This is a genomic window from Streptomyces sp. NPDC050504 (assembly GCF_044458065.1).
Classification (GTDB): Bacteria; Actinomycetota; Actinomycetes; order Streptomycetales; family Streptomycetaceae; genus Streptomyces.
Genome location: NZ_JBITHO010000007.1, coordinates 153,868 through 176,362, shown reverse-complemented (window position 1 = coordinate 176,362; position 22,495 = coordinate 153,868). Strand labels below are relative to the sequence as shown.

General features: G+C 72.8%; 19 protein-coding genes, 2 tRNA genes and 1 pseudogene. 16 read left to right on the top strand and 6 right to left on the bottom strand.

Annotation, left to right across the window (positions count from 1 at the left end; translation table 11 throughout):
* Positions 1 to 147: 147 nt before the first annotated feature.
* Positions 148 to 303 carry a hypothetical protein gene (locus ACIBNE_RS26640; RefSeq protein WP_399275739.1) on the top strand — a complete coding sequence of 52 codons (156 nt, stop codon included), beginning with the start codon at positions 148 to 150 and terminating at the stop codon, positions 301 to 303.
* Between the two features lie 59 nt (positions 304 to 362).
* Here the strand turns inward: ACIBNE_RS26640 and ACIBNE_RS26635 are convergent, their stop codons facing one another.
* Positions 363 to 920 (bottom strand): CGNR zinc finger domain-containing protein, encoded by a 558-nt coding sequence (locus ACIBNE_RS26635; RefSeq protein WP_399275737.1) that lies wholly within the window; start codon positions 918 to 920, stop codon positions 363 to 365.
* A 213-nt stretch (positions 921 to 1,133) separates the two neighbouring features.
* Positions 1,134 to 1,547, bottom strand: a complete 414-nt coding sequence (locus tag ACIBNE_RS26630) for an SsgA family sporulation/cell division regulator (RefSeq protein WP_003987206.1) — start codon at positions 1,545 to 1,547, stop codon at positions 1,134 to 1,136.
* 190 nt (positions 1,548 to 1,737) lie between these two features.
* Between ACIBNE_RS26630 and ACIBNE_RS26625 the strand changes: the two genes are divergently transcribed.
* Positions 1,738 to 2,187, top strand: coding sequence for a TIGR02611 family protein (locus ACIBNE_RS26625; RefSeq protein ID WP_399275735.1), 450 nt, complete (start codon positions 1,738 to 1,740; stop codon positions 2,185 to 2,187).
* 55 nt (positions 2,188 to 2,242) lie between these two features.
* A tRNA-Val gene (locus ACIBNE_RS26620) sits at positions 2,243 to 2,314 on the top strand.
* Positions 2,315 to 2,376: 62 nt separating this feature from the next.
* On the opposite strand, the pseudogene ACIBNE_RS26615 reads toward ACIBNE_RS26620, so the two are convergent.
* Positions 2,377 to 3,411: pseudogene (locus ACIBNE_RS26615) on the bottom strand (SCO7613 C-terminal domain-containing membrane protein); the annotation flags it as partial.
* Between the two features lie 2,088 nt (positions 3,412 to 5,499).
* Here ACIBNE_RS26615 and ACIBNE_RS26610 point away from each other — a divergent pair.
* Both ACIBNE_RS26610 and ACIBNE_RS26605 read left to right on the top strand, forming a co-directional pair.
* Entirely contained in the window at positions 5,500 to 5,988 is a 489-nt protein-coding gene (locus ACIBNE_RS26610; RefSeq protein ID WP_399275733.1) for an SRPBCC family protein, read from the top strand.
* 39 nt (positions 5,989 to 6,027) lie between these two features.
* Positions 6,028 to 6,102, top strand: a tRNA-Val gene (locus tag ACIBNE_RS26605).
* 55 nt (positions 6,103 to 6,157) lie between these two features.
* Here ACIBNE_RS26605 and ACIBNE_RS26600 read toward each other — a convergent pair.
* The gene (locus tag ACIBNE_RS26600) at positions 6,158 to 6,886 is read right to left on the bottom strand and encodes a 3'-5' exonuclease (protein ID WP_399275731.1); all 729 of its coding nucleotides are present in this window, start codon (positions 6,884 to 6,886) and stop codon (positions 6,158 to 6,160) included.
* A gap of 219 nt (positions 6,887 to 7,105) precedes the next feature.
* Here ACIBNE_RS26600 and ACIBNE_RS26595 point away from each other — a divergent pair, with 219 nt between their 5' ends.
* From ACIBNE_RS26595 to ACIBNE_RS26580, 4 genes are all read left to right on the top strand, one after another.
* Positions 7,106 to 7,672, top strand: a complete 567-nt coding sequence (locus tag ACIBNE_RS26595; RefSeq protein WP_399275729.1) for a DUF4365 domain-containing protein — start codon at positions 7,106 to 7,108, stop codon at positions 7,670 to 7,672.
* 11 nt (positions 7,673 to 7,683) lie between these two features.
* Entirely contained in the window at positions 7,684 to 9,051 is a 1,368-nt protein-coding gene (locus ACIBNE_RS26590) for a hypothetical protein (protein WP_399276292.1), read from the top strand.
* A gap of 190 nt (positions 9,052 to 9,241) precedes the next feature.
* A complete protein-coding gene (thrS, locus tag ACIBNE_RS26585; RefSeq protein ID WP_399275727.1) occupies positions 9,242 to 11,218 on the top strand; it encodes a threonine--tRNA ligase in 1,977 nt (658 codons plus the stop codon).
* A gap of 100 nt (positions 11,219 to 11,318) precedes the next feature.
* The gene (locus ACIBNE_RS26580) at positions 11,319 to 11,882 is read left to right on the top strand and encodes an HIT family protein (RefSeq protein WP_399275725.1); all 564 of its coding nucleotides are present in this window, start codon (positions 11,319 to 11,321) and stop codon (positions 11,880 to 11,882) included.
* Between the two features lie 36 nt (positions 11,883 to 11,918).
* Here the strand turns inward: ACIBNE_RS26580 and ACIBNE_RS26575 are convergent, their stop codons facing one another.
* Entirely contained in the window at positions 11,919 to 13,580 is a 1,662-nt protein-coding gene (locus tag ACIBNE_RS26575; RefSeq protein WP_399275723.1) for a hypothetical protein, read from the bottom strand.
* Between the two features lie 175 nt (positions 13,581 to 13,755).
* Entirely contained in the window at positions 13,756 to 15,972 is a 2,217-nt protein-coding gene (locus ACIBNE_RS26570) for an elongation factor G-like protein EF-G2 (RefSeq protein WP_399275721.1), read from the bottom strand.
* Between the two features lie 292 nt (positions 15,973 to 16,264).
* Here ACIBNE_RS26570 and pgsA point away from each other — a divergent pair, with 292 nt between their 5' ends.
* The 7 genes from pgsA (at position 16,265) to ACIBNE_RS26535 (ending at position 22,394) form a co-directional block, all read left to right on the top strand.
* Entirely contained in the window at positions 16,265 to 16,942 is a 678-nt protein-coding gene (gene pgsA, locus ACIBNE_RS26565) for a phosphatidylinositol phosphate synthase (protein WP_399275719.1), read from the top strand.
* Positions 16,943 to 16,944: 2 nt separating this feature from the next.
* Complete coding sequence (locus ACIBNE_RS26560) at positions 16,945 to 17,907, top strand: phosphatidylinositol mannoside acyltransferase (protein WP_399275716.1); 963 nt, start codon at positions 16,945 to 16,947, stop codon at positions 17,905 to 17,907.
* Positions 17,904 to 19,070, top strand: coding sequence for a glycosyltransferase family 4 protein (locus tag ACIBNE_RS26555; RefSeq protein ID WP_399275714.1), 1,167 nt, complete (start codon positions 17,904 to 17,906; stop codon positions 19,068 to 19,070). The genes ACIBNE_RS26560 and ACIBNE_RS26555 overlap by 4 nt, the downstream gene beginning before the upstream one ends.
* 205 nt (positions 19,071 to 19,275) lie before the next feature.
* A complete protein-coding gene (locus ACIBNE_RS26550; RefSeq protein ID WP_399275712.1) occupies positions 19,276 to 19,827 on the top strand; it encodes a hypothetical protein in 552 nt (183 codons plus the stop codon).
* A 238-nt stretch (positions 19,828 to 20,065) separates the two neighbouring features.
* A complete protein-coding gene (gene pdxS / locus ACIBNE_RS26545; RefSeq protein WP_399275710.1) occupies positions 20,066 to 20,989 on the top strand; it encodes a pyridoxal 5'-phosphate synthase lyase subunit PdxS in 924 nt (307 codons plus the stop codon).
* Positions 20,989 to 21,579, top strand: coding sequence for a pyridoxal 5'-phosphate synthase glutaminase subunit PdxT (gene pdxT, locus ACIBNE_RS26540; RefSeq protein WP_399275708.1), 591 nt, complete (start codon positions 20,989 to 20,991; stop codon positions 21,577 to 21,579). The genes pdxS and pdxT overlap by 1 nt, the downstream gene beginning before the upstream one ends.
* A gap of 62 nt (positions 21,580 to 21,641) precedes the next feature.
* Positions 21,642 to 22,394 (top strand): YebC/PmpR family DNA-binding transcriptional regulator, encoded by a 753-nt coding sequence (locus ACIBNE_RS26535; RefSeq protein WP_399275706.1) that lies wholly within the window; start codon positions 21,642 to 21,644, stop codon positions 22,392 to 22,394.
* The last annotated feature ends 101 nt before the right edge of the window (positions 22,395 to 22,495 follow it).

The following is a 22,495-nucleotide window of genomic DNA, read 5'->3' as shown; positions in this document are numbered from 1 at the left end:
GTCAGGAGGGGGCTCGGGCCAGGGATTTCACGGCGCGTGCCGCAAATCGCTACCGGTTCGAACGGTCAGCTGGGGACGGTGAACTCCCCGCGCGCCGGGGCGTGTTGGCGATCTAGGGGTCGTCGGCTGCGTCATCATCGCCCCGAGATGCTCGATACATCCCGGGGCCAGGCCCCCGCCCCCGTTGACGAGGAGCCCCGTGGCTGCCTCTTCGCCCTGTCGCAGCCGCCCCTGATGATCTTTCTGGGGGTGATCGGCTGCCTTCTGCTCATGGGTGCGGTGCACGACCTGTTCCTGCTGTGAATCGTTCCTGCCGTCCGGCCCGCCGGTCCCGTCGCCCGTTCGTGCGGCGGTGTCGGCGATCAGCCGGACGCCTCTTTGCGGCGTGCCCGGTACGCGGCGACGTGCAGCCTGTTTCCGCAGGTCCGGCTTGAGCAGTAGCGGCGCGAGCGGTTGCGGGACAGGTCCACGAAGGCGCGTCCGCAGTCCGGCGCCTCGCAGCGGCGCAGCCGCTCCTGCTCGCCGGCCACCACGATGAAGGCGAGCGCCATCCCGCAGTCCGCCGCGAGGTGGTCGGCGACCGACGCGCCCGGTGCGAAGTAGTGCACGTGCCAGTCGTAGCCGTCGTGGTCGGTCAGCTGCGGCGTCGTGCCCGCCGCCGCGACCAGCTGGTTCACCAGGCGCGCCGCGACCCGGGCCTCGGTCGTCGCGAAGATGTCCGCGAACCTGGTCCGTACGTCGCGCACCGCCGTGAGGTCCTTCTCGCCGAGGTCGCCCACGTCACTGATGGCGTTGCGGTGCACGAAGACGTGCAGTGCCGCCATGTCCGCGAGCCCGTCGGGCCCCCCGTCCTCCGGTGCGGTGTTCACCAGATCGACGACGGTGTCGAGGGCGATCCGGGTGTCGTGGGGGATCAGCACGATTCGCTCCCTGGCCTGCCTGCGGCGGGTGGATACCCGCCGAATTCCGCCTGACTCTAGCGGTTCGGCCCGACAACGCACCGGTGTCGCCCCCGTGGTGGATTCCGCGGGGGCGACACCGGTGGCCGCCCTATGAGTTTGTTCGCCGTACGGGGTGGTGTGCGCGGCGCCGTCTCCCCGAGTCGGACGGCGCCGAGCAGCTCCCGGCCTGGCTCAGTTCTCCGCCAGGATGTGCGAGAGCTCCGTGTCGAGATCGAAGTGGCGATGCTCGGTGCCCGGTGGCACGGCGGCGTCGGTCCGCTTCAGGAACGACTCCAGGGCCCGTGCCGGGGCCTCCAGCAGTGCTTCGCCCTCCGGGGAGCTCAGCGCGATGCAGACGACGCCCTGACCGTGGCTGCGGGACGGCCAGACTCTGACGTCGCCGGTTCCGGTGGGCCGGTGCAGGCCCTCCGCGAGGAGGTCGCGGGCGAACACCCATTCGACCGTCTCTTCGGCTCCGGTGTGGAACGTGGCGTGCACGGCATACGGATCGGCCGTGTCATACCGCAGGCCCGCCGGTACAGGCAGTGAGGACTCGCTCGACACAACGAGGCGCAGGTGCAGCTCGCAGCTGACCGTGGTGTTCATAAGCGCCAGGGCCTTTCGCTCAGTGTGCGCTCGGGGATTCGCACGTCGGCGAAATCGACATGCCACCTACGGTGCCGTTGTAAACCCCTCTGACCTTTTTGTGGCCCTTCAGGTACCTCATATAGCGGTGTGTAACTTTGGGTTATACAGCCATTCCGGTGAAGGAACCCTTTCCGGTAGGTTGGCCCCCATGAATGCGGAGAGTGACGAGCGGGGCGTGATCGCCGTACCGGCGACCGACGCACCCGCGACGGGGGCGGACTCGGAGCAGCCACTTGGCTCGCGGGCGCCGCACTTCATCAAGAGGTCGAGGACGCTCCACCTGAGCTGGCAGGTCGGGGTCTTCATCGTCGGACTGGCCGTGGTCGCGGCGGGCATCGTGATGCTCCCGCTGCCGGGGCCCGGCTGGCTGGTGATCTTCGGCGGCATGGCGATCTGGGCGACCGAGTTCGTCTGGGCGCAGCTGGTGCTCCGGTGGACGAAGCGGAAGGTGACCGAGGCCGCCCAGCGGGCCCTGGACCCCAAGGTCCGGCGTCGCAACATCATCCTCACCACGATCGGTCTGGTGATCGTGGCGGTACTGGGCGGCATCTACGTCTGGAAGTTCGGGATCGTGATGCCCTGGAAGATCGACGAGTGACATCAGGGGTGGTCGGGAGCCCCGCTGACATGGGGTAATGTTTGCGGTGCGCCCGGGGCGATTAGCTCAGTGGGAGAGCGCTTCGTTCACACCGAAGAGGTCACTGGTTCGAACCCAGTATCGCCCACCCCGGACCGAAGGCCCGGAGACTCCAGAGTCTCCGGGCCTTCGGCGTTCCCGGGGCCGGGGTCAGTGCATGCGGCCCAGCGTGCGGCGGAGCCTGCGGGCGTCGCGCAGCCGCTTCTCGTACGTCGCCCCGACCGCCAGGAGCAGCAGGCCCGCCAGCGCGGGCGGCAGCCAGCGGGGGAGCGCCCCGACCGCCTGCACCACGTAGGGCGCCAGCTCGTGCAGCGCGACCAGCGCGAGGACCGCGCCGCCCAGCGTCAGCGGCGCCTGGAGGCGGTGCCCGGCCCCGACGAGCGTGAGGGTCAGCGCGGCGGCGCCCAGCAGCAGCGGACGCGGCCCGTGCGCGTCGCCCCAGGCCGCCAGCAGGCTCGGCAGCAGCGTGGCCGCGAGCCCGGGGCCGTACGCGGCCCAGGACCGCGTCCGGGGGTCCCGGCGGCGGCGCAGCAGGCCGATCACGAGCGCGGGGACCGTGACGGGCAGGGTGTACGCCTCCGGGGCCGTCACGTCGGAGAGGGCGAGGCGCACCCAGGCCGCCGCGACGAAGAGGACCGCGGCGGTCCGTCCGGCGACCCGGCGGCGCTCGGGGCGCAGCGCGGTCCCGGCGGCGATCACCCCCGCCAGGGCCAGCACCAGGGCGAACGTCGGGAGGTGCGCGAGGGCCAGGGCGAACGCGGGGAGGGCTACCAGGGCGCCGGTCAGCTCGACGGACAGCGCCGTGGGGTCGGCGCCCGAGCGGGCGGCACCGGGGCGGCCTTCGGAGCGGGCGCCCAGCCGGGCCGCGACGAGCGCGGTCACGGCAGGGACCGCGAGCAGCGTCAGGGCGGCGTACCGCGCGGGGACCGCCCAGGAGATGTCGGCCGCCGCGAGGGAGGCGGCCCCGAACAGGACGGCCGCCACGGCGGCGCAGGCGGAGGCCGCGCGCGGAACGTGCCCGTGCGACCGGACCGCGGCCGCGGTGAACAGCGGGAACAGGGCCGCGAGCGCGGCGTGGGTGGCGGGCTCGGAGGCGAGGGCCAGCAGAAGCGCGCCGCCGCTCCCGGCGAGGGCGCAGACCAGGGCGGTGGTGGCGAGGGACGCGTCGGCGCCGTGGGGACGGGCGGCGGGGCGCGCGGGCCGGACCGCGGTCACGAGGAGCGCGGCCACCAGGGCGAGGTGCAGCGCCAGGGTTGCTGCGTACGGGAGGCGCAGGGCGGGCGGCGCGGTGAGCAGGGCCGCCCAGCCGAGGACCGGTGCGGCGCTGGCGGTGGCGGCGCGGAGCGGGAAGGGGCGCGGGGCGGCCGACGCGGGGAGCGTGCGCGGAACCCAGGGTGACCAGGGGGCGTGCGCCGGACCTGGAGGCGGGGTCGGGCCATGAGGCGGGGTCGGGCCGCCGGGCGCGGTGGCTCCTTCGGGTGCAACGGCCTGGGTGCCGGGCGCGGCGGGCTCGGGCGCGGGGCGGGGCGCCGCGGTGCCGGGTGCCGGGTGCGGTGCCCGGGTGCTGGGCGCGGGGGCTCCTTCGGGTGCAACGGCCTGGGTGCCGGGCGCGGTGGCCTCGGGCGCGGGGCGGGGCGCCGCGGTGCGGGGTGCCGGGTCCGGTGCCCGGGTTTCGGGTGCCGGGGGCGGCGTGCCGGGTGACGCGGGGGCGGGGGGTGTGGCCCCGGGCGTCTTCGGGGAGTGCGCCGGGGGGCCCGCGGGAACCCGGTCGGTCGGCTCCGGGGACGGACTGCCCGGAGCGCCTTTCAGCGCTCGGCGCCGACAGGTTGCGGTGCGTTACCGTCAGGGTCGCCGCCAGGGCCAGGAGCACCAGCGGGGTCGTGGACAGGGCGTCCCAGGGCAGCGCGACGCCCAGGGCCTCCCGGGCGTCGGCGGGGGCGCCCGCCCACGCCCCGTCCGTGCCCGTGCGCGCCGCCGGGCCCAGCAGCGCGGCGCCCGCCGCCGGCAGGGTCCACAGGAGCGCGGCGGCCAGGACCGTCCAGGACGCGGCCGAGAGCCCCCGCACCAGCGGGCGCGGTACCCGGTCACGTACCGCCGGTGCCGCCGCGAGCAGCGCGATCGCACAGATGACGTACGCGGGGACCGCCCAGGCGTCCGGCGCGATGGTGCGGAGCGCGCCGCCGGTCGCCGCCAGCACGGCCAGACCGCCCGCCGTCGCGGGCACCGGCCCGCCCGACTTCCACGCGGCGCCGACGGCCAGCGCCGCGCCCGCGAGCAGCAGCAGGGACGGCGACAGGACCTCGGCCGGGGATCCGGCCACCAGGGACTGCCCGGCGGCGATCAGCAGCGCCGCGCCTCCGGCGCACCACCCGGCGGCCACCGCGACGTGCCGCGCCCCGGCCCGCCGCAGCCGCGCGGCCGCCGCGACGTCCAGCGCGGACGTGCCCAGGAGCGCCCAGCCGAAACCGGTCGCCGAAGCGTTCGACGCCGCAGCCCAGAGGAACAGCGGGAGCTGCGCGGTGAGCACGGCGACGGGCACGGGCCCCCGCAGCCCGGCCGGCACCGACGCGTTCACCGCCTCGTACGCCGTCCCGTACGCCAGCCACACCAGGGCGAGCACGGCCGTGGCGACGGCGGCGAAGGCCACCGGGTCCGTGTCCGGCAGCGCCACCGCGTGCAGCGCGTACGCGTCGAGGACCGTCAGCAGCAGAGCGAGCGCCGCCACCGACTCCGCCGTCGAGCCGAGGCCCCTGCGGCCCAGCGCGACCGGCGCCGCCAGCGCCGCGGCGGTCACCGTACCGAGCACCGCGCTGCGCCCGGCGATCCCGAGGTGCCCCCAGCTCAGCAGCGTGAAGGCGATGGCGGCGACCGCGAGCAGCACCCCGCCCAGCACCAGCAGGACGTTCTGCGCGCCCGGCGACGACGCGTCCGGGGCCGGTGCGGTCGGCACGGAAGGCAGGGCAGGCGGGGTAGGCAGGGCAGGCGGGATAGGCAAGGCAGGCAGGGAAGGCACGGACGGGCCGGTCGGGGTCGCGGCGCGCGCGGGCCGGGGCCACGGCGCGGCCGCCTGTGACCGCAGCACCCCGACGAGCCAGGCGCGGCGGGCCAGCAACTGCGCCCTGCGGGCGTCCAGTCGGACCAGCTCCCGATCGAGCAGCACCAGCTCATCGGCGGGTGGCGGGACGTTCTCCATGCCCGGAGTGTGGCCCGCGCCACACCGCGGGTCATGCGCTGACCTACTCAGATCCGTTCTGAGTACGCAGACTTGGGGGCATGGACTGGTGCCACTACCGCTTCCGCAGCGTCTGGGAACTGCCCGCGCCCCCGGACGCCGTCTACGCGGTCCTGGAACTGCCCGACCGGTACCCGCGCTGGTGGCCCCAGGTCCGCGAGGTCGTCCCGCTCGACGAGGAGAGCGGCACCGCGCGCTTCCGCTCCTTCCTCCCGTACGAACTGCGCGTCACGCTCCGCGCCGCGCGCCGCGACCCCGTCGCACGGATCCTCGAAGTGACCATGACCGGCGACCTGGAGGGCTGGGCGCGCTGGACGCTCGCTGACGGCGCTCTCGGTGCCGGGCGCGGCGGGGCGCGGACGCGCGCGGTCTACGAGCAGGAGGTGGACGCGCGGCGCCCGCTCATGCGGCGCTTCGCGGCCTTGGGACGGCCGGTCTTCATCGCCAACCACGCGGTGATGATGCGCGCCGGACGGCGCGGACTGGCCGCGCTGCTCACCGCTCGGGGCGCGGCGGGGAACGCGGTTTGAACGAAACCCGCGGGGGCCTGTATTGTTCGGTGCGTTCCCGGGCGATTAGCTCAGTGGGAGAGCGCTTCGTTCACACCGAAGAGGTCACTGGTTCGAACCCAGTATCGCCCACCACCCGGGAAGGCCGGTCCGTCGCAGACGGACCGGCCTCCTGCTTTTCCGGGGCTCCTCAGGCGGCCTGCGCCGGGAGTTCGGGGCGGACCGGCCACGAGGTGTCGACCTGCTCGGGCGTGCCGTTCTTGGTGAACCACGCCTGGAGCCCGCGCGCCTGGGCCGCGTGCCACACCTCCTGGAGGGTGTGCAGCTCCGACGGGCTGAGGCGTTCGAGCCGGGCCGCGTAGCGGCGCCCGATCGCGCGCACCAGCTCCAGCGCCGCCGTCGCGTCCGCCGCCGCGTCGTGCGCGCCGTCCAGCGGGATCCCGTACAGCTCGCACAGGTCGGTGAGCGTGCGGCGGCCCTTGCGGTACCGGTCCAGGTGCTTGTCCAGCACGCGCGGATCCAGCACCGACAGCGGGACGTTCGTCAGGTAGTGGGAGAGCGAGGAGGCGCGGTGGCGCCGCAGCTCGCGGTCGAGGACCGTCAGGTCGAACGGCGCGTTCATGATGACGAGCGGCCGCCCCGCGGCGCACTGGTCGGCCAGCGCCCTGCCTATCTCCTCCATCACCGGTGAGGGCCAGCGGCCGTTGCGCTGGAGGTGCGCGTCGTCCAGGCCGTGTATGTCGGTCGCGGCGCGGGGAACGGGGATCCCCGGATTCACCAGCCAGCGGGTGACGCGCACGCGTCCGCCCGCCATGTCCTGGACGACGAGGGAGGCCGAAACGATCCGGTCCTCCTCGACGTCGACTCCCGTGGTCTCGGTGTCGAAAGCGGCCAGTGGCCCCTCGTACCAGCGCGTCATCGCCGAACTCCTCGCACATGCTTGGCAGATGGCGAGATTCATCTGCCCGAATCGGTGATACCCGGGCCGTTTGGCCTGTACGCAGGCGGGTGACAACACAGGTGACGGGGACGGAGATTGACGGACGTTCACGGACCTCCGCCGAGCGGCCGGAATGCGGCCACCGCCCGACCCGTCGCGGGGAAATCGATCGGCACAGCCCGGAAGGCACACGGAGCCATGGCGCTCGCGCAGCCCGAACCGGGCGGGCTGCTGCCCCAGCGGGTCGCACCGCTGCGCGGCGCGCTCGCCACCACCGCCTGCATGGAGACCCTCCAGGTGGGCTATTTGCACGCGGTCGCGGCCGCGGCGGGGTGCTCCCTGTCGCAGCCGTTCCCGGACAACGGCATCGACTGGCACGTGAGCCACAGCTCGCCGACGCACTCCGTGGACGACGAAGTGACCATCAAGGTGCAGCTGAAGTGCACGTACCAGCTGTCGCCGCACCCGGCCGGGCCCGCCTTCCCGTTCGTCCTGGACAACGCGCACCTGGCGAAGCTGGCCAGGACGCCGGTCTCGGTGCACAAGATCCTGGTCGTGATGATCGTGCCGCGCTCGCGCGAGGAGTGGCTGCGGGCCGGGCACGACCGGATGGACCTCAGACACTGCTGCTACTGGATCAACCTGGCGGGCCATCCGGTGACCGGCGCGCGCAGGACGACCGTGCGGATACCGACCTCGCGGATCTTCGACGACCGCGCGCTCTGCGAAATCATGACCCGCGTCGGGGCGGGAGGGAGACCTTGATGAACTGGGCGATGCATCCCGTGGGCGAGGAGGAACCGGGCGGCGGCGGTGCGCCGCGGGTGTCGCGGGCCGCGGGGGCGTACGAGGGGTCCTACGCGGTCGGCCGCGGCGACGCGCCCGTGCCCGACCCGGCCCAGGTCGACCCGGCCGTGCTCGGTGCCCTCTTAGGTCGGCACGGGTGGCGGCGGCGCGGGGGAGCGGCGGGCCGCTACACGCGGTGGACGCCGCCACCGGGCGCGGGCGCCGGGGGGCCCTCCCTGCTCGTGCCGGAGAACCGGACGTACCCCGACAGCGAGGAACTGCTCGGCGAGGCGCTGACGGCCCTCCTGCGGTGCGGGGTGCCCGCGGCGCGCGAGGTGCTCGTCTCGCTGGCCGTGCCGAGCGACGAGGTGCGGTGGTGGCGCGACGTCCCGCCAGGACCGGCGGGCGCGGCGGACTGGGCGGGGCAGGACGAGCTCCGGGCGGCGGCGCGCCAGATGCTGCTCGCCGCGGCGCTCGCGGTGCGCGGGAGGGCGGGGTACTACGGCGTGCGGCACCGGAGGCAGGCGCAGGCCGCGCTGGAGGGGGTGCTGGTGGGCGGGGCGGAGGACGTCGGGGGCGCCGGGGGCGGCGGATCCGGCGCGGGACCGGGCGGCGGGCTCGTCGTGGCCGGCGGGGGTGCCCATGGGGTCGGCGGTGACCGCGGGGCCTTCGGGGGGCGGGGGCTGACCGCGTTCGTGCCCGTCGGGGCGGGGGGCCGGGCGGTGACCGTACGGCTCTACCAGGCGCTGCACGCGGCGCGGGACGCGGTGGACTACCGGCGGGCCACGGGCGGGATGGAGGCGTTCGACGCGGCTGTCGGGGCCGGGGTGAGCCGGGAGCTCACGGAGGCCGTGGTCGCGCTGGTGCGGGGCTCCGAGGGGGCGCGGATCGCCATGGAGTGGGCGCCCGCCGCGGGGGTGCCGCGGGAGTGCGCGGCGCGGCCCGCGCCGGTGGAGTTCTCGCCCGGCGATCTGCCCGCGCTGCGGGAGGCGGGGGCGCGCTACCTCCAGGACGAGCCCGCGGTCGCGGTGCGGATCACGGGCGCGGTGGTCAGGATGCGGCGGTCGGGGCCGAAGGGGCCGGGGACGGTGCGGCTGCGGGTGCTCGCGGGGGTGGAGGTGCCGCACGTCCGGGTGGAGCTGGACGAGGAGGCGTACCGGACGGCGGGGCACGCGCATCTGGTGGGGGTGCCGATCCGGGTGGTGGGGCGGCTGGAGAGCCGGGGAGGGTTCCGGCGGCTCACGGACGCGTCCCAGGTGGTGCCGGTGCCGGTGGACGAGGTGGAGAGGGACCGGTTGATGAAGTCGCTCCAGGAGAACCTGGACTTCTTCGGGGAGGTCTGCGGGGCGGGAGAGTAGGAGCCGTGGGGCGGGGAGGGGCGCCTGGTGTTCGCGCCCGCGCGGCGGAGCCGCAGATCGGGTACGGCCTCGCGCCCCTGACGGGACGCACCCGTCTCCGGGAGGCGTTTCGCGGGGTGGGGGCCGGGCTCGGTACGATTCAGGCGCGCGCAGTGTCCGCTCGCGCATTCCCCTGAGTCAGGAGAGACCGGTGTCAGACGTCCGTGTGATCATCCAACGCGATTCCGAGCGGGAAGAGCGCGTGGTGACGACGGGCACTACGGCCGCCGAGCTCTTCGAGGGCCAGCGCACCATCGTCGCCGCCCGTGTCGCGGGCGAGCTCAAGGACCTCTCGTACGAGGTGCGCGACGGCGAGACCGTCGAGGGCGTCGAGATCTCCTCCGAGGACGGTCTGAACATCCTGCGCCACTCCACCGCGCACGTGATGGCCCAGGCCGTGCAGGAGCTCTTCCCCGAGGCCAAGCTCGGCATCGGCCCGCCGGTCCGCGACGGCTTCTACTACGACTTCGACGTCGAGAAGCCCTTCACGCCCGAGGACCTCAAGGCCGTCGAGAAGAAGATGCAGGAGATCCAGAAGCGCGGGCAGCGCTTCTCGCGCCGCGTCGTCACCGACGAGGCCGCCCGCGAGGAGCTGGCCGCCGAGCCGTACAAGCTGGAGCTCATCGGCCTCAAGGGCTCCGCGTCCAGCGACGACGGCGCCGACGTCGAGGTCGGCGCGGGCGAGCTGACGATCTACGACAACCTCGACGCCAAGACCGGCGAGCTGTGCTGGAAGGACCTCTGCCGCGGTCCGCACCTGCCCACCACCCGGAACATCCCGGCGTTCAAGCTGATGCGCAACGCCGCCGCCTACTGGCGCGGCAGCGAGAAGAACCCGATGCTCCAGCGCATCTACGGCACCGCGTGGCCGTCGAAGGACGAGCTGAAGGCGCACCTGGAGTTCCTCGCCGAGGCCGAGAAGCGCGACCACCGCAAGCTCGGCAACGAGCTCGACCTGTTCTCCATCCCCGAGCAGATCGGCTCCGGCCTCGCGGTCTTCCACCCCAAGGGCGGCATCATCCGCCGGGTCATGGAGGACTACTCGCGCAAGCGCCACGAGGAGGCGGGCTACGAGTTCGTCTACACGCCGCACGCGACCAAGGGCAAGCTCTTCGAGCAGTCCGGGCACCTGGACTGGTACGCCGACGGCATGTACCCGCCCATGCAGCTCGACGAGGGCGTGGACTACTACCTCAAGCCCATGAACTGCCCGATGCACAACCTGATCTTCGACGCGCGCGGCCGCTCCTACCGCGAACTGCCGCTGCGCCTCTTCGAGTTCGGGACCGTGTACCGGTACGAGAAGTCGGGCGTCGTGCACGGCCTGACCCGGGCCCGCGGCTTCACGCAGGACGACGCGCACATCTACTGCACCAAGGAGCAGATGGCGGACGAGCTCGACAAGACGCTCACCTTCGTCCTGGACCTGCTGCGCGACTACGGCCTGACCGACTTCTACCTGGAGCTGTCCACCAAGGACCCGGAGAAGTTCGTCGGCTCCGACGAGATCTGGGAAGAGGCCACCGAGACGCTGCGCCAGGTCGCCGAGAAGCAGGGGCTGCCCCTGGTCCCGGACCCGGGCGGCGCCGCCTTCTACGGCCCGAAGATCTCCGTGCAGTGCAAGGACGCCATCGGCCGCACCTGGCAGATGTCGACCGTGCAGCTCGACTTCAACCTCCCGGAGCGCTTCGACCTGGAGTACACCGGCCCCGACGGCACCAAGCAGCGCCCGGTCATGATCCACCGTGCGCTCTTCGGGTCGATCGAGCGCTTCTTCGCGGTGCTCCTGGAGCACTACGCGGGCGCGTTCCCGGCGTGGCTCGCCCCGGTGCAGGCCGTCGGCATCCCGATCGGCGACGCGCACGTGGAGTACCTCCAGGAGTTCGCCGCCGAGGCGAAGAAGAAGGGCCTGCGGGTCGAGGTCGACGCCTCGTCCGACCGGATGCAGAAGAAGATCCGCAACCACCAGAAGGCCAAGGTCCCGTTCATGGTCATCGTCGGCGACGACGACATGAGCGCCGGCACGGTCTCCTTCCGCCACCGCGACGGCTCGCAGGAGAACGGCATCCCGCGCGAGGACGCCATCGCCAAGCTCCTCGACGTCGTGGAGCGCCGCGTCCAGGTCTGACCCGGGCCGCGTCCGTACGGAGCCCCCGGGAGGCACCGCCTCCCGGGGGCTCCGCCCTTTCCGGCCGCCCCGGCGGCACGATCCGTGCGGGCGAAGTCATATGCTGCACCTCATGACGACTGAGCCCGAGCAGCAGATCGGAGTGGGGACGCAGGACGCGTTCCAGCGCCTGTGGACGCCCCACCGGATGGCGTACATCCAAGGCGAGAACAAGCCGACAGGGCCGGGGGCCGACGACGGCTGTCCGTTCTGCTCCATCCCGTCGAAGTCCGACGAGGACGGGCTGGTCGTCGCGCGCGGCCGGTACGTGTACGCGGTGCTCAACCTGTACCCGTACAACGGCGGGCACCTGATGGTGGTCCCCTACCGGCACGTCGCCGACTACACCGAGCTGGACGGCGCCGAGACCGCCGAACTCGCCGAGCTGACCAAGCAGGCGATGACCGCGCTGCGCGCCGCGTCCGGCGCGCACGGGTTCAACATCGGCATGAACCAGGGCGCAGCGGCGGGCGCGGGCATCGCCGCGCACCTCCACCAGCACGTGGTGCCGCGCTGGGGCGGCGACACCAACTTCATGCCGGTGGTCGGCCACACCAAGGTGCTGCCCCAACTCCTCGCCGACACCCGGAAGATGCTCGCGGAGGCGTGGCCGACCGCCGCGTAGCCGCCGCACGCGCGGCGGCCACGCGGGCCGTGGCCGCTACGCGTCGTAGACGTCCGCCCTGCGCGGCGTCGGGTCCTGGACCATGCCGCTGAGGACCATCGAGCGGTTCCCGAAGCGCTCGGTGTCCACGCCGTTGTCGTTCAGGACCCGGATCGCGGCCTCGTGCACCACCCGCAGGACGGGCGTGGCCGCGCGCATCGCGTCGTCGGCCATGAAGCGGTGGCGCCAGGGCTTCTCGGCCCAGGCGTGCCGCAGGCCGAACGGCTCCGGCAGCGAGAGCCCGCCGCCCATGAAGTCCAGGACCGGCGGGAACCAGGTCAGCGGCGCGCGGGCGGCGAGCCGCACCACCTCCTTGGCCTCCACCAGCGGCTGCTTGATGTCCTTGGTCTCCCAGAAGCGCACCGTCTTGGAGACCGTCTTCACCTTGGCCTTCGGCTTGGAGGTGAAGAGCGAGTGCACGGGCCCCAGCGCGTGCCCGGTCACCTCGATGCGCAGCGTCTTGAGCAGGACGGTGACCGTGACCATCATCGTGATCACCAGCTGGCCGTCCCAGAGCGTGAACTGCACGCCCAGGTAGTGCCGGTTTCCGCCGCCGAACTGCTGCTGGTCGCAGATCCGCTGTATCTCCGCGGGCTTCACCTGGAAGGTGGCGACGCCGTCGCCGCTGGGCCGCGAGACCTCCTTGGCGTTCTCCCCGACCGGCGAGACGATCCAGTTCGTCACCGAAGGGGCGGGGAATCCGCCGGTGTTGAGGGGGCCGCGCTCCAGCAGCCGCAGGTCGTTCTCGATGGCCCGTATGACGTCCCAGCTGCGGAACTGGTCGAAGTCCCGGTTCGGGTCCTTGGACACCAGGTCCTCGGCGAGCTGCCAGCTGCCCCAGCGGGTGCCCATGCCCAGTATCCCCTTGGGGCCCGCGTAGAAGACCGAGTTGGACTGCTGCTCGGCCGAGAGCTTCTGCAGGCCCTGGCGGAGCTGTTCGCGGGCGGCGTCGCCCGGGTTCTTCGGCACGGACTCGGGGATCTTCGCGCCGAAGCCGCCGCCCCCGCCGCCGAGCAGGCTCGACCAGCGCGAGCGCAGGTCCTGGGCCGTGCGCTCGGCGATCTGCTTGGCCACGAACCAGCCGAGCACCGGGGCGACGATCATCGCCCGCAGGTACAGCGCGAGGAAGCCGGTGAACGGCAGCCGCACCAGGAAGATCACGGCCAGCACGAGCACCGCAGCCATCGCGGCCGTGCCGATCGCCCCGACGTTCTTGTTCTGCGATCCGGCGAGCGTGCGGCGCAGCTGGAAGACGCCCAGCCACAGCAGCAGCCCCGGCAGGAACAGCAGCCCGAAGAACACCATCACCGCGGTCAGTTTGGTGTCCCGCGCCTTGCGGATGCCGCTCGCGGCCAGGCAGTGCTCCACGATCGTGCCCGGCTCGGTGCCGAAGGACTGGATGAGCGGCTTGCGGGCCCCGCCCAGCATCCGCACCTGCACGGCGCGCGAGAACGCCTCACCGAGGTTCGGCTCGAAGAGCGAGAACTTGCCCTTGCGGACGTCGGACTGGTGCCACTCGTTGTTGGCGTCGAGGATCTGCGCGACCGGGCTGTCGCGGTACGCGGCGGACGCCAGGGCGAACGTCGCGGCCGTCTGCCCCGCCGGTCCCTGGAGCGGTACCTGCGCCCCCGGAAGGAAAGGGTCGTTGTCGTTTGCCACTGCCTGCCCCCACATCGCCGCGCATCCCGACCACTGCTGCGGCCTGTTCCCAACTACCGCACCCGGCACACCTTCTGAGCTGGGACCACAGCGTATCGGGCCGTCGCCGCCACGTCAGGAGAGCATGGCAGGCCGCCCGACGCGCGGACGGGCGGCCTGCGGGGACCGGCGCCGACTAGGCTCCCTTCTCCGCCTGTTCGCGGATCCGGTCGGCCAACTGCGGCGGCATCGCCTCGTGCCGGGCGTACGCGCGGCCGAAGCGGCCCGTCCCGTGCGAGAGGGAGCGCAGGTCCACCGCGTAGCGGCCGATCTCGATCTCCGGCACCTCCGCCCTTACGAGGGTCCGCCCCGGACCCGCCTGCTCGGTGCCCACCACCCGGCCCCGCCGGCCCGACAGGTCGCTCATCACCGGGCCCACGTAGTCGTCGGAGACCAGCACCTGGAGCTCCGCGACCGGTTCGAGGAGGTCGATCCTGGCGTCCGCCGCCGCCTCGCGCAGCGCCAGCGCGCCCGCCGTCTGGAACGCCGCGTCGGAGGAGTCCACCGAGTGCGCCTTCCCGTCGCGCAGCGTGATCCGCACGTCCACCAGCGGGTACCCGGCCGCCACCCCGCGCGTCGCCTGCGCCCGCACCCCCTTCTCGACGGACGGGATGAACTGCCGCGGCACGGCCCCGCCCACCACCTTGTCGACGAACTCGATGCCGGAGCCCGGCGGCAGCGGCTCGACGGTGATCTCGCAGATCGCGTACTGGCCGTGGCCGCCCGACTGTTTGACGTGCCGTCCGCGCCCCGCCGAACTGCCCGCGAACGTCTCGCGCAGCGACACCTTGTGCGGGACGACGTCCACCTGCACCCCGTACCTGCTGCGCAGCCGTTCCAGGGCGACGTCCTTGTGCGCCTCGCCCAGACACCAGAGCACCACCTGGTGGGTGTCCTGGTTCTGCTCCAGGCGCATCGTCGGGTCCTCCGCGACCAGCCGCGAGAGCCCCTGGGAGAGCTTGTCCTCGTCCGCCTTGCTGTGCGCCTCGATGGCGAGCGGCAGCAGCGGGTCCGGCATCTCCCAGGGCGCCATCAGCAGCGGGTCGTCCTTGGCGGAGAGGGTGTCGCCGGTCTCGGCGCGCGACAGCTTCGCGACGCAGGCCAGGTCGCCCGCGATGCACCGGCCCAGGGTGCGCTGCTGCTTGCCGAAGGGCGCGGACAGGGCCCCGACCCGCTCGTCGGCCTCGTGGAAGGCGCGGCCCTCGTGGCCCCGGTCGGCGAGCCCGTGCCCCGAGACGTGGATGGTCTCGTCGGGGCGCAGCGTGCCGGAGAAGACCCGGACCAGCGAGATCCGGCCCACGTACGGATCGGAGGCCGTCTTCACCACTTCCGCGACCAGCGGCCCCGCGGGGTCGCAGGAGAGCGCCGGGCGGGCCGCGCCCTGCGGGGTGGTGACGTCCGGCGCCGCGCGCTCCAGCGGGGTCGGGAAGCCACCCGTGACCAGTTCGAGGAGTTCGACCGTGCCGAGGCCGTGCCTGGCGCCCTCGGGCGCGGGCGCGGCGGCGAGCACCGGGTGGAAGATGCCGCGCGCGACGGCCTTCTCCAGGTCGGTCACGAGCGTCTTGAGGTCGATGTCGTCGCCGCCGAGGTAGCGGTCCATCAGCGACTCGTCCTCGCTCTCCGCGATGATCCCCTCGATCAGCCGGTTGCGGGCGTCCTCGATGAGCCGCAGCTGGTCGTCGGCGGGCGAGGCCTCCTTGCGTTCGCCCGACGCGTAGTCGAAGACCTTCTGCGAGAGCAGCCCGAGCAGCCCGGTCGTCGGCGCGTGCCCGTCCGGCGCCTCGGGGCCGTACACCGGCAGGTAGAGCGGGAGCACGGCGTCCGGGTCGTCGCCGCCGAAGACGCGGCCGCACACCGCGGTCAGCTCGTCGAAGCCGGTGCGCGCGGTGTCCAGGTGCGTGACGACGATCGCGCGCGGCATCCCGACGGCCGCGCACTCCTCCCACACCATGCGCGTCGACGCGGCGACGGCGTCCGCCTCCTGGGCCGCCGAGACGACGAACAGGGCCGCGTCCGCGGCGCGCAGACCGGCCCTCAGCTCCCCGACGAAGTCCGCGTAGCCGGGGGTGTCGAGAAGGTTGATCTTGTAACCGCCCCATTCGACCGGCACCAGGGAGAGCTGTACGGAGCGTTGCTGCCGGTGCTCGATCTCGTCGTAGTCCGACACGGTCCCGCCGTCCTCGACGCGGCCCGCGCGGTTGATCGCCCCCGCCGTCAGCGCCAGGGCCTCGACCAGGGTCGTCTTGCCCGATCCGCTGTGGCCGACCAGCACCACATTCCGTACGGATGCGGGGTGGTCGGCCGTTGCCGCCCTGCCGGCGGCTCCGGGGTGTGCGCTCGCCTTGTCACCCATGTTCCTTGCCTCCCGATCGATCGGATCGATTGCACGGTGAGGAGAGAAGAAGAGGAGGCGCGGACATGTGAGGGCCGCCTCGGCGGCGACGGCGACGCCCGCGGTCTTTCGAGCTTTCCACTCACTTCTGGTCACGTCCATACGCCGGACGTGATCGCGACACCACCCGTGTGCCGAGGTGCGCGAACGCCGCGGGGCGGGGTGCCCGGGGGTGGAGCCTGCGAGTCCTGGCTACGATGGGCCAGCCGGTGGCCACAGGGCCGCGCGGCCCATCCGACCCCTCGGGAAGGCCATGCTGAACAAGTACGCGCGTGCATTCTTTACGCGTGTCCTCACACCGTTCGCCGCGTTTCTGCTCCGCCGTGGGGTGAGTCCCGACGCGGTCACCCTCATCGGCACGGCGGGAGTGATGGCGGGTGCCTTGGTCTTCTTCCCCCGAGGAGAGTTCTTCTGGGGCACGATCGTCATCACGCTTTTCGTGTTCTCCGACCTCATCGACGGCAATATGGCGCGGCAGGCCGGGATTTCCAGCCGCTGGGGCGCATTCCTCGATTCCACGCTCGACCGGGTCGCCGACGGCGCGATCTTCGGCGGATTCGCCCTCTGGTACGCGGGACAGGGCGACGACAACGTGCTGTGCGCGGTGTCCATCTTCTGCCTGGCGAGCGGTCAGGTCGTGTCGTACACCAAGGCGCGCGGCGAGTCGATCGGGCTGCCCGTCGCCGTGAACGGCCTGGTGGAGCGCGCCGAGCGGCTCGTCATCTCGCTGGTCGCCGCGGGCTTCGCGGGGCTGCACAAGTTCGGCGTGCCCGGCATCGACGTCCTGCTGCCGGTCGCGCTGTGGATCGTCGCCGTCGGCTCGGCCGTGACGCTCGCCCAGCGCGTCGTGACGGTCAGGCGCGAGTCCGCCGAGGCCGACGCGGCGGCCGCCGCCGAGGCCGCTTCCGCCACGCAGGAGAGCGGAGCCTGACGATGAAGGAGCGGCTGACCGACTCGCTGTACGGGCTGGGCTGGGCCACCGTCAAGAAGCTCCCCGAGCCGGTGGCCGTGAAGCTCGGCCGCACCATCGCCGACCAGGCGTGGAAGCGGCGCGGCAAGGGCGTGCTGCGGCTTGAGTCGAACCTCGCGCGCGTGGTGCCGGACGCCACGCCCGCGCGCCTGGCCGAACTGTCGAAGGCCGGGATGCGCTCGTACATGCGCTACTGGATGGAGTCCTTCCGGCTGCCGGCCTGGAGCGCGGAGCGGGCGAAGGACAGCTTCGAGGTGAAGGACGTCCATCACCTGACGGACGGCCTCGCGGCGGGCCGGGGCGTGGTGCTGGCGCTGCCGCACCTGGCCAACTGGGACCTCGCGGGCGTCTGGGTCACGCGGGCGCTGGGGGTGCCGTTCACGACGGTCGCCGAGCGGCTGAAGCCCGAGACGCTGTACGACCGGTTCGTCGCCTACCGGGAGTCGCTGGGCATGGAGGTGCTGCCGCACACCGGCGGCGCCGCGTTCGGCACGCTCGCGCGGCGGCTGCGGGCCGGGGGCCTGGTCTGCCTGGTCGCGGACCGCGACCTGTCGGCGTCGGGCGTCGAGGTGGAGTTCTTCGGCGAGAGCGCGCGGATGCCGGCCGGGCCCGCGCTGCTCGCCCAGCAGACGGGCGCGCTGCTGCTGCCCGTGACGCTCTGGTACGACGACACGCCCGTGATGAAGGGGCGCGTGCACGCGCCGGTCGACGTGCCAGGGGCGGGGACGCGCGGCGAGCGGACGGCCGCGATGACCCAGGCGCTGGCCGACGCGTTCGCCACGGGGATCGCCGAGCACCCGGAGGACTGGCACATGCTCCAGCGGCTGTGGCTCGCGGACCTGGAACCGCGGCCCGGCGAGCGGGACGCGGCGGAGGAACGGGCCGGGTCCGGGGCACGGGACGCGGCGGAGGGGGAGCGGCTGTGAAGATCGGGATCGTCTGCCCGTACTCCTGGGACGTGCCGGGCGGCGTCCAGTTCCACATCAGGGACCTGGCCGAGCACCTGATCGGCCTCGGCCACGAGGTGTCGGTGCTGGCCCCGGCCGACGACGACACCCCGCTGCCGCCGTTCGTCGTCCCCGCGGGGCGCGCGGTGCCCGTGCCGTACAACGGCTCGGTCGCCCGCCTCAACTTCGGCTTCCTCTCGGCGGCCCGGGTACGGCGCTGGCTGCACGAGGGCACCTTCGACGTCATCCACATCCACGAGCCGACCACGCCTTCGCTGGGGCTGCTCACCTGCTGGGCGGCGCAGGGGCCGATCGTCGCCACCTTCCACACCTCCAACCCGCGCTCGCGCGTGATGCTCGCCGCGTACCCGATCCTCCAGCCCGCGCTGGAGAAGATCAGCGCGCGGATCGCGGTCAGCGAGTACGCGCGGCGCACGCTGGTGGAGCACCTCGGCGGCGACGCGGTCGTCATCCCCAACGGCGTCGACGTCGGCTTCTTCGACAAGGCCGAGCCCAAGGCGGAGTGGCAGGGGCAGACGCTCGGCTTCATCGGGCGCATCGACGAGCCGCGCAAGGGCCTGCCGGTCCTGATGAAGGCGCTCCCCGCGATCCTCGCGGCGCGCCCCGACGCGCGGCTGCTGGTCGCGGGGCGCGGCGACGAGGAGGAGGCGGTCGCCACGCTGCCGCCCGGGATGCGCTCGCGCGTGGAGTTCCTCGGGATGGTCAGCGACGAGGACAAGGCGCGGCTGCTGCGGAGCGTCGACGTGTACGTCGCGCCGAACACCGGCGGCGAGAGCTTCGGGATCATCCTGGTCGAGGCGATGTCGGCGGGCGCGGCGGTGCTCGCCTCCGACCTCGACGCGTTCGCCCAGGTGCTCGACCAGGGCGCGGCGGGCGAGCTGTTCGCCAACGAGGACGCGGACGCCCTCGCGGAGGCCGCGATCCGGCTGCTCGGCGATCCGGAGCGGCGGGACGAGCTGCGGGTGCGGGGGAGCGCGCACGTGCGGCGGTTCGACTGGTCGACGGTCGCGGCGGACATCCTGGCCGTGTACGAGACGGTGACGGACGGGGCCGCGTCCGTGGCGACGGACGAGAGGTCCGGGGTGGGGCTCCGGGCCCGGTTCGGCCTGACGCGGGAGTAGGCGGGCGGGGCCCTTTCCCGGGCGGTTCGGTGGGGTCCGTCGCCCCGCCCCTTCAGGGGCGCGGGGAACTGCGCGAGAGTGGGGCACACGCCGCGCGTACCCAACCCGCCCCGCAGGGCCCCCGGAGGGTTTCGGGAAGGGGCGGGTAGGGGACGGCCCCGCGTAGCGGAACCCGAGCCACCCACCGGCGGTAGCCTTACTGTCCGTGACCGTAACCCTCATCTGGATCGCCGTCGCGCTCTTCGCGACCGGGCTCTACCTCAGCTGGACCGCGGGCCGCCTGGACCGTCTGCACTCCCGGATCGACGCCGCCAGAGCCGCGCTCGACGCCCAGTTGCTGCGCCGCGCCTCGGTCGCCCAGGAGCTGGCCACGTCCGGCGTGCTGGACCCGGCCGCCTCGATCGTGCTCTACCAGGCCGCGCACGCCGCGCGCCAGGCGGAGGAGGAGCAGCGCGAGGTCGCCGAGAGCGAGCTGAGCCAGGCGCTGCGCGCGGTCTTCGGCGAGCCGGAGCAGATGGAGGCGGTGCGCGAGGCCCCGGGCGGCGACGAGGCGGCGACCGAGCTCGCGGCCGCGGTCAGGCGCGTGCCGATGGCGCGCAGGTTCCACAACGACGCGGTGCGCGCGGCCCGCGCGCTCCGTCGGCACCGCAAGGTGCGCTGGTTCCGGCTCGCGGGCCACGCGCCGTTCCCGATGGCCTTCGAGATGGACGACGAGCCGCCGGTGGCCCTGGCCGACCGGCCCGGATCCCAGCCGTAAGCACGCGTAGACCCTCGTACGCGGACACGGCGGTGCCACACCCGTACGACCAAAACGATCCACCGCCTCCTCATTGGCCCTTGCTGTGGACTGCTCCCTGACGGTTTCCTCGCTGATGTCGTCACCCCCGCCACCTCGGGCGTCGCACGGACCCCGACGACGGGTGATCACGGTGATCCAGGTGACCGACATCCCCGGCCCGCACCCGTGGGCCACGTTTGACGAATGAGGTCGCCCCGTGTCGAGCACGCCTTCCACCACCCCGCAGTCCGCTGACTCCTCGGCGATCGGCACCTCGCGCGTCAAGCGCGGCATGGCCGAGCAGCTCAAGGGCGGCGTGATCATGGACGTGGTCAACGCCGAGCAGGCGAAGATCGCCGAGGACGCAGGCGCCGTGGCCGTCATGGCCCTGGAGCGGGTGCCCGCCGACATCCGCAAGGACGGCGGCGTCGCCCGGATGTCCGACCCCAACATGATCGAGGAGATCATCGAGGCGGTCTCCATCCCGGTCATGGCCAAGTCGCGCATCGGCCACTTCGTCGAGGCGCAGATCCTCCAGTCCCTCGGCGTCGACTACATCGACGAGTCCGAGGTGCTGACCCCGGCCGACGAGGTCAACCACAGCGACAAGTTCGCCTTCACCACCCCCTTCGTCTGTGGCGCCACCAACCTGGGCGAGGCCCTGCGCCGCATCGCCGAGGGCGCGGCCATGATCCGTTCGAAGGGCGAGGCCGGCACGGGCAACGTCGTCGAGGCGGTCCGCCACATCCGCCAGATCAAGAACGAGATCGCCAAGCTGCGCGGCTTCGACAACAACGAGCTGTACGCCGCCGCCAAGGAGCTGCGCGCCCCGTACGAGCTGGTCCGCGAGGTCGCCGAGCTCGGCAAGCTCCCCGTCGTGCTGTTCTCCGCCGGTGGCGTCGCCACCCCGGCCGACGCCGCGCTGATGCGCCAGCTGGGCGCCGAGGGCGTCTTCGTCGGCTCCGGCATCTTCAAGTCGGGCGACCCGGCCAAGCGCGCCGCCGCCATCGTGAAGGCCACCACCTTCTACGACGACCCGAAGATCATCGCGGACGCCTCCCGCAACCTGGGCGAGGCCATGGTCGGCATCAACTGCGACACCCTGCCCGAGTCCGAGCGCTACGCGAACCGGGGCTGGTGATGACCACTCCGGTGATCGGCGTCCTGGCGCTCCAGGGCGACGTGCGCGAGCACCTGATCGCCCTGGCCACGGCGGACGCCCTGGCCAGGCCGGTCCGGCGGCCCGAAGAGCTCGCCGAGGTGGACGGCCTGGTCATCCCGGGCGGCGAGTCCACGACCATCTCCAAGCTCGCCGACCTGTTCGGGATGCGCGAGCCGGTGCGCGAGCGGATCGCGGCCGGGATGCCGGTGTACGGCACCTGCGCCGGCATGATCATGCTGGCCGACAAGATCCTGGACCCGCGCTCGGACCAGGAGAGCTTCGGCGGCATCGACATGATCGTGCGCCGCAACGCCTTCGGACGGCAGAACGAGTCGTTCGAATCGGCCGTCGAGGTCGCGGGCGTGGCGGGCGGCCCCGTGGAGGGCGTCTTCATCCGCGCGCCCTGGGTGGAGTCGGTCGGCGCCCGCGTGGAGGTGCTCGCCGAGCACGAGGGGCACATCGTCGCCGTGCGCCAGGACAACGCCCTGGCGACCTCCTTCCACCCCGAACTGACCGGCGACCACCGGCTGCACGCGTACTTCACCGACATGGTGCGCGCGGGACGCTGACGGGATCCCGGTAGGATCTCTGGGGTTCGTTCAGAAATTGGTTACGCGAAGGAGACAGGCAGATGTCCGGCCACTCTAAATGGGCTACGACGAAGCACAAGAAGGCCGTGATCGACGCCAAGCGCGGCAAACTCTTCGCGAAGCTGATCAAGAACATCGAAGTCGCGGCGCGCACCGGCGGCTCCGACCCCGAGGGCAACCCGACGCTCGTCGACGCCATCCAGAAGGCCAAGAAGAGCTCGGTCCCCAACAAGAACATCGACTCCGCGGTCAAGCGCGGCGCCGGCCTCGAAGCGGGCGGCGTCGACTACGAGACGATCATGTACGAGGGCTACGGCCCGAACGGCGTCGCGGTGCTCATCGAGTGTCTGACCGACAACCGCAACCGCGCCGCGTCCGACGTCCGCGTCGCCATGACCCGCAACGGCGGTTCCATGGCCGACCCGGGCTCGGTCTCGTACCTCTTCAACCGCAAGGGCGTCGTGATCGTCCCCAAGGGCGAGCTGTCCGAGGACGACGTGCTCGACGCGGTCCTGGACGCGGGCGCCGAAGAGGTCAACGACCTCGGCGAGTCCTTCGAGGTCCTCTCCGAGGCCACCGACCTCGTCGCGGTCCGCACCGCGCTCCAGCAGGCGGGCATCGACTACGACTCGGCCGACTCCAACTTCGTGCCGACCATGCAGGTCGAGCTCGACGAGGAGGGCGCGCGCAAGATCTTCAAGCTGATCGACGCGCTGGAGGACAGCGACGACGTGCAGAACGTCTTCGCCAACTTCGACGTCTCGGACGAGGTCATGGAGAAGGTCGACGCCTGACGGCCGACGAGCGGCGGGGGGGGGGGGGGGCCCCCCCCCCCCCCCCCCCCCCCGGGGGGGGGGGCCCCCCGCGGCCCCCCCAAACCACCACCCACACCGGG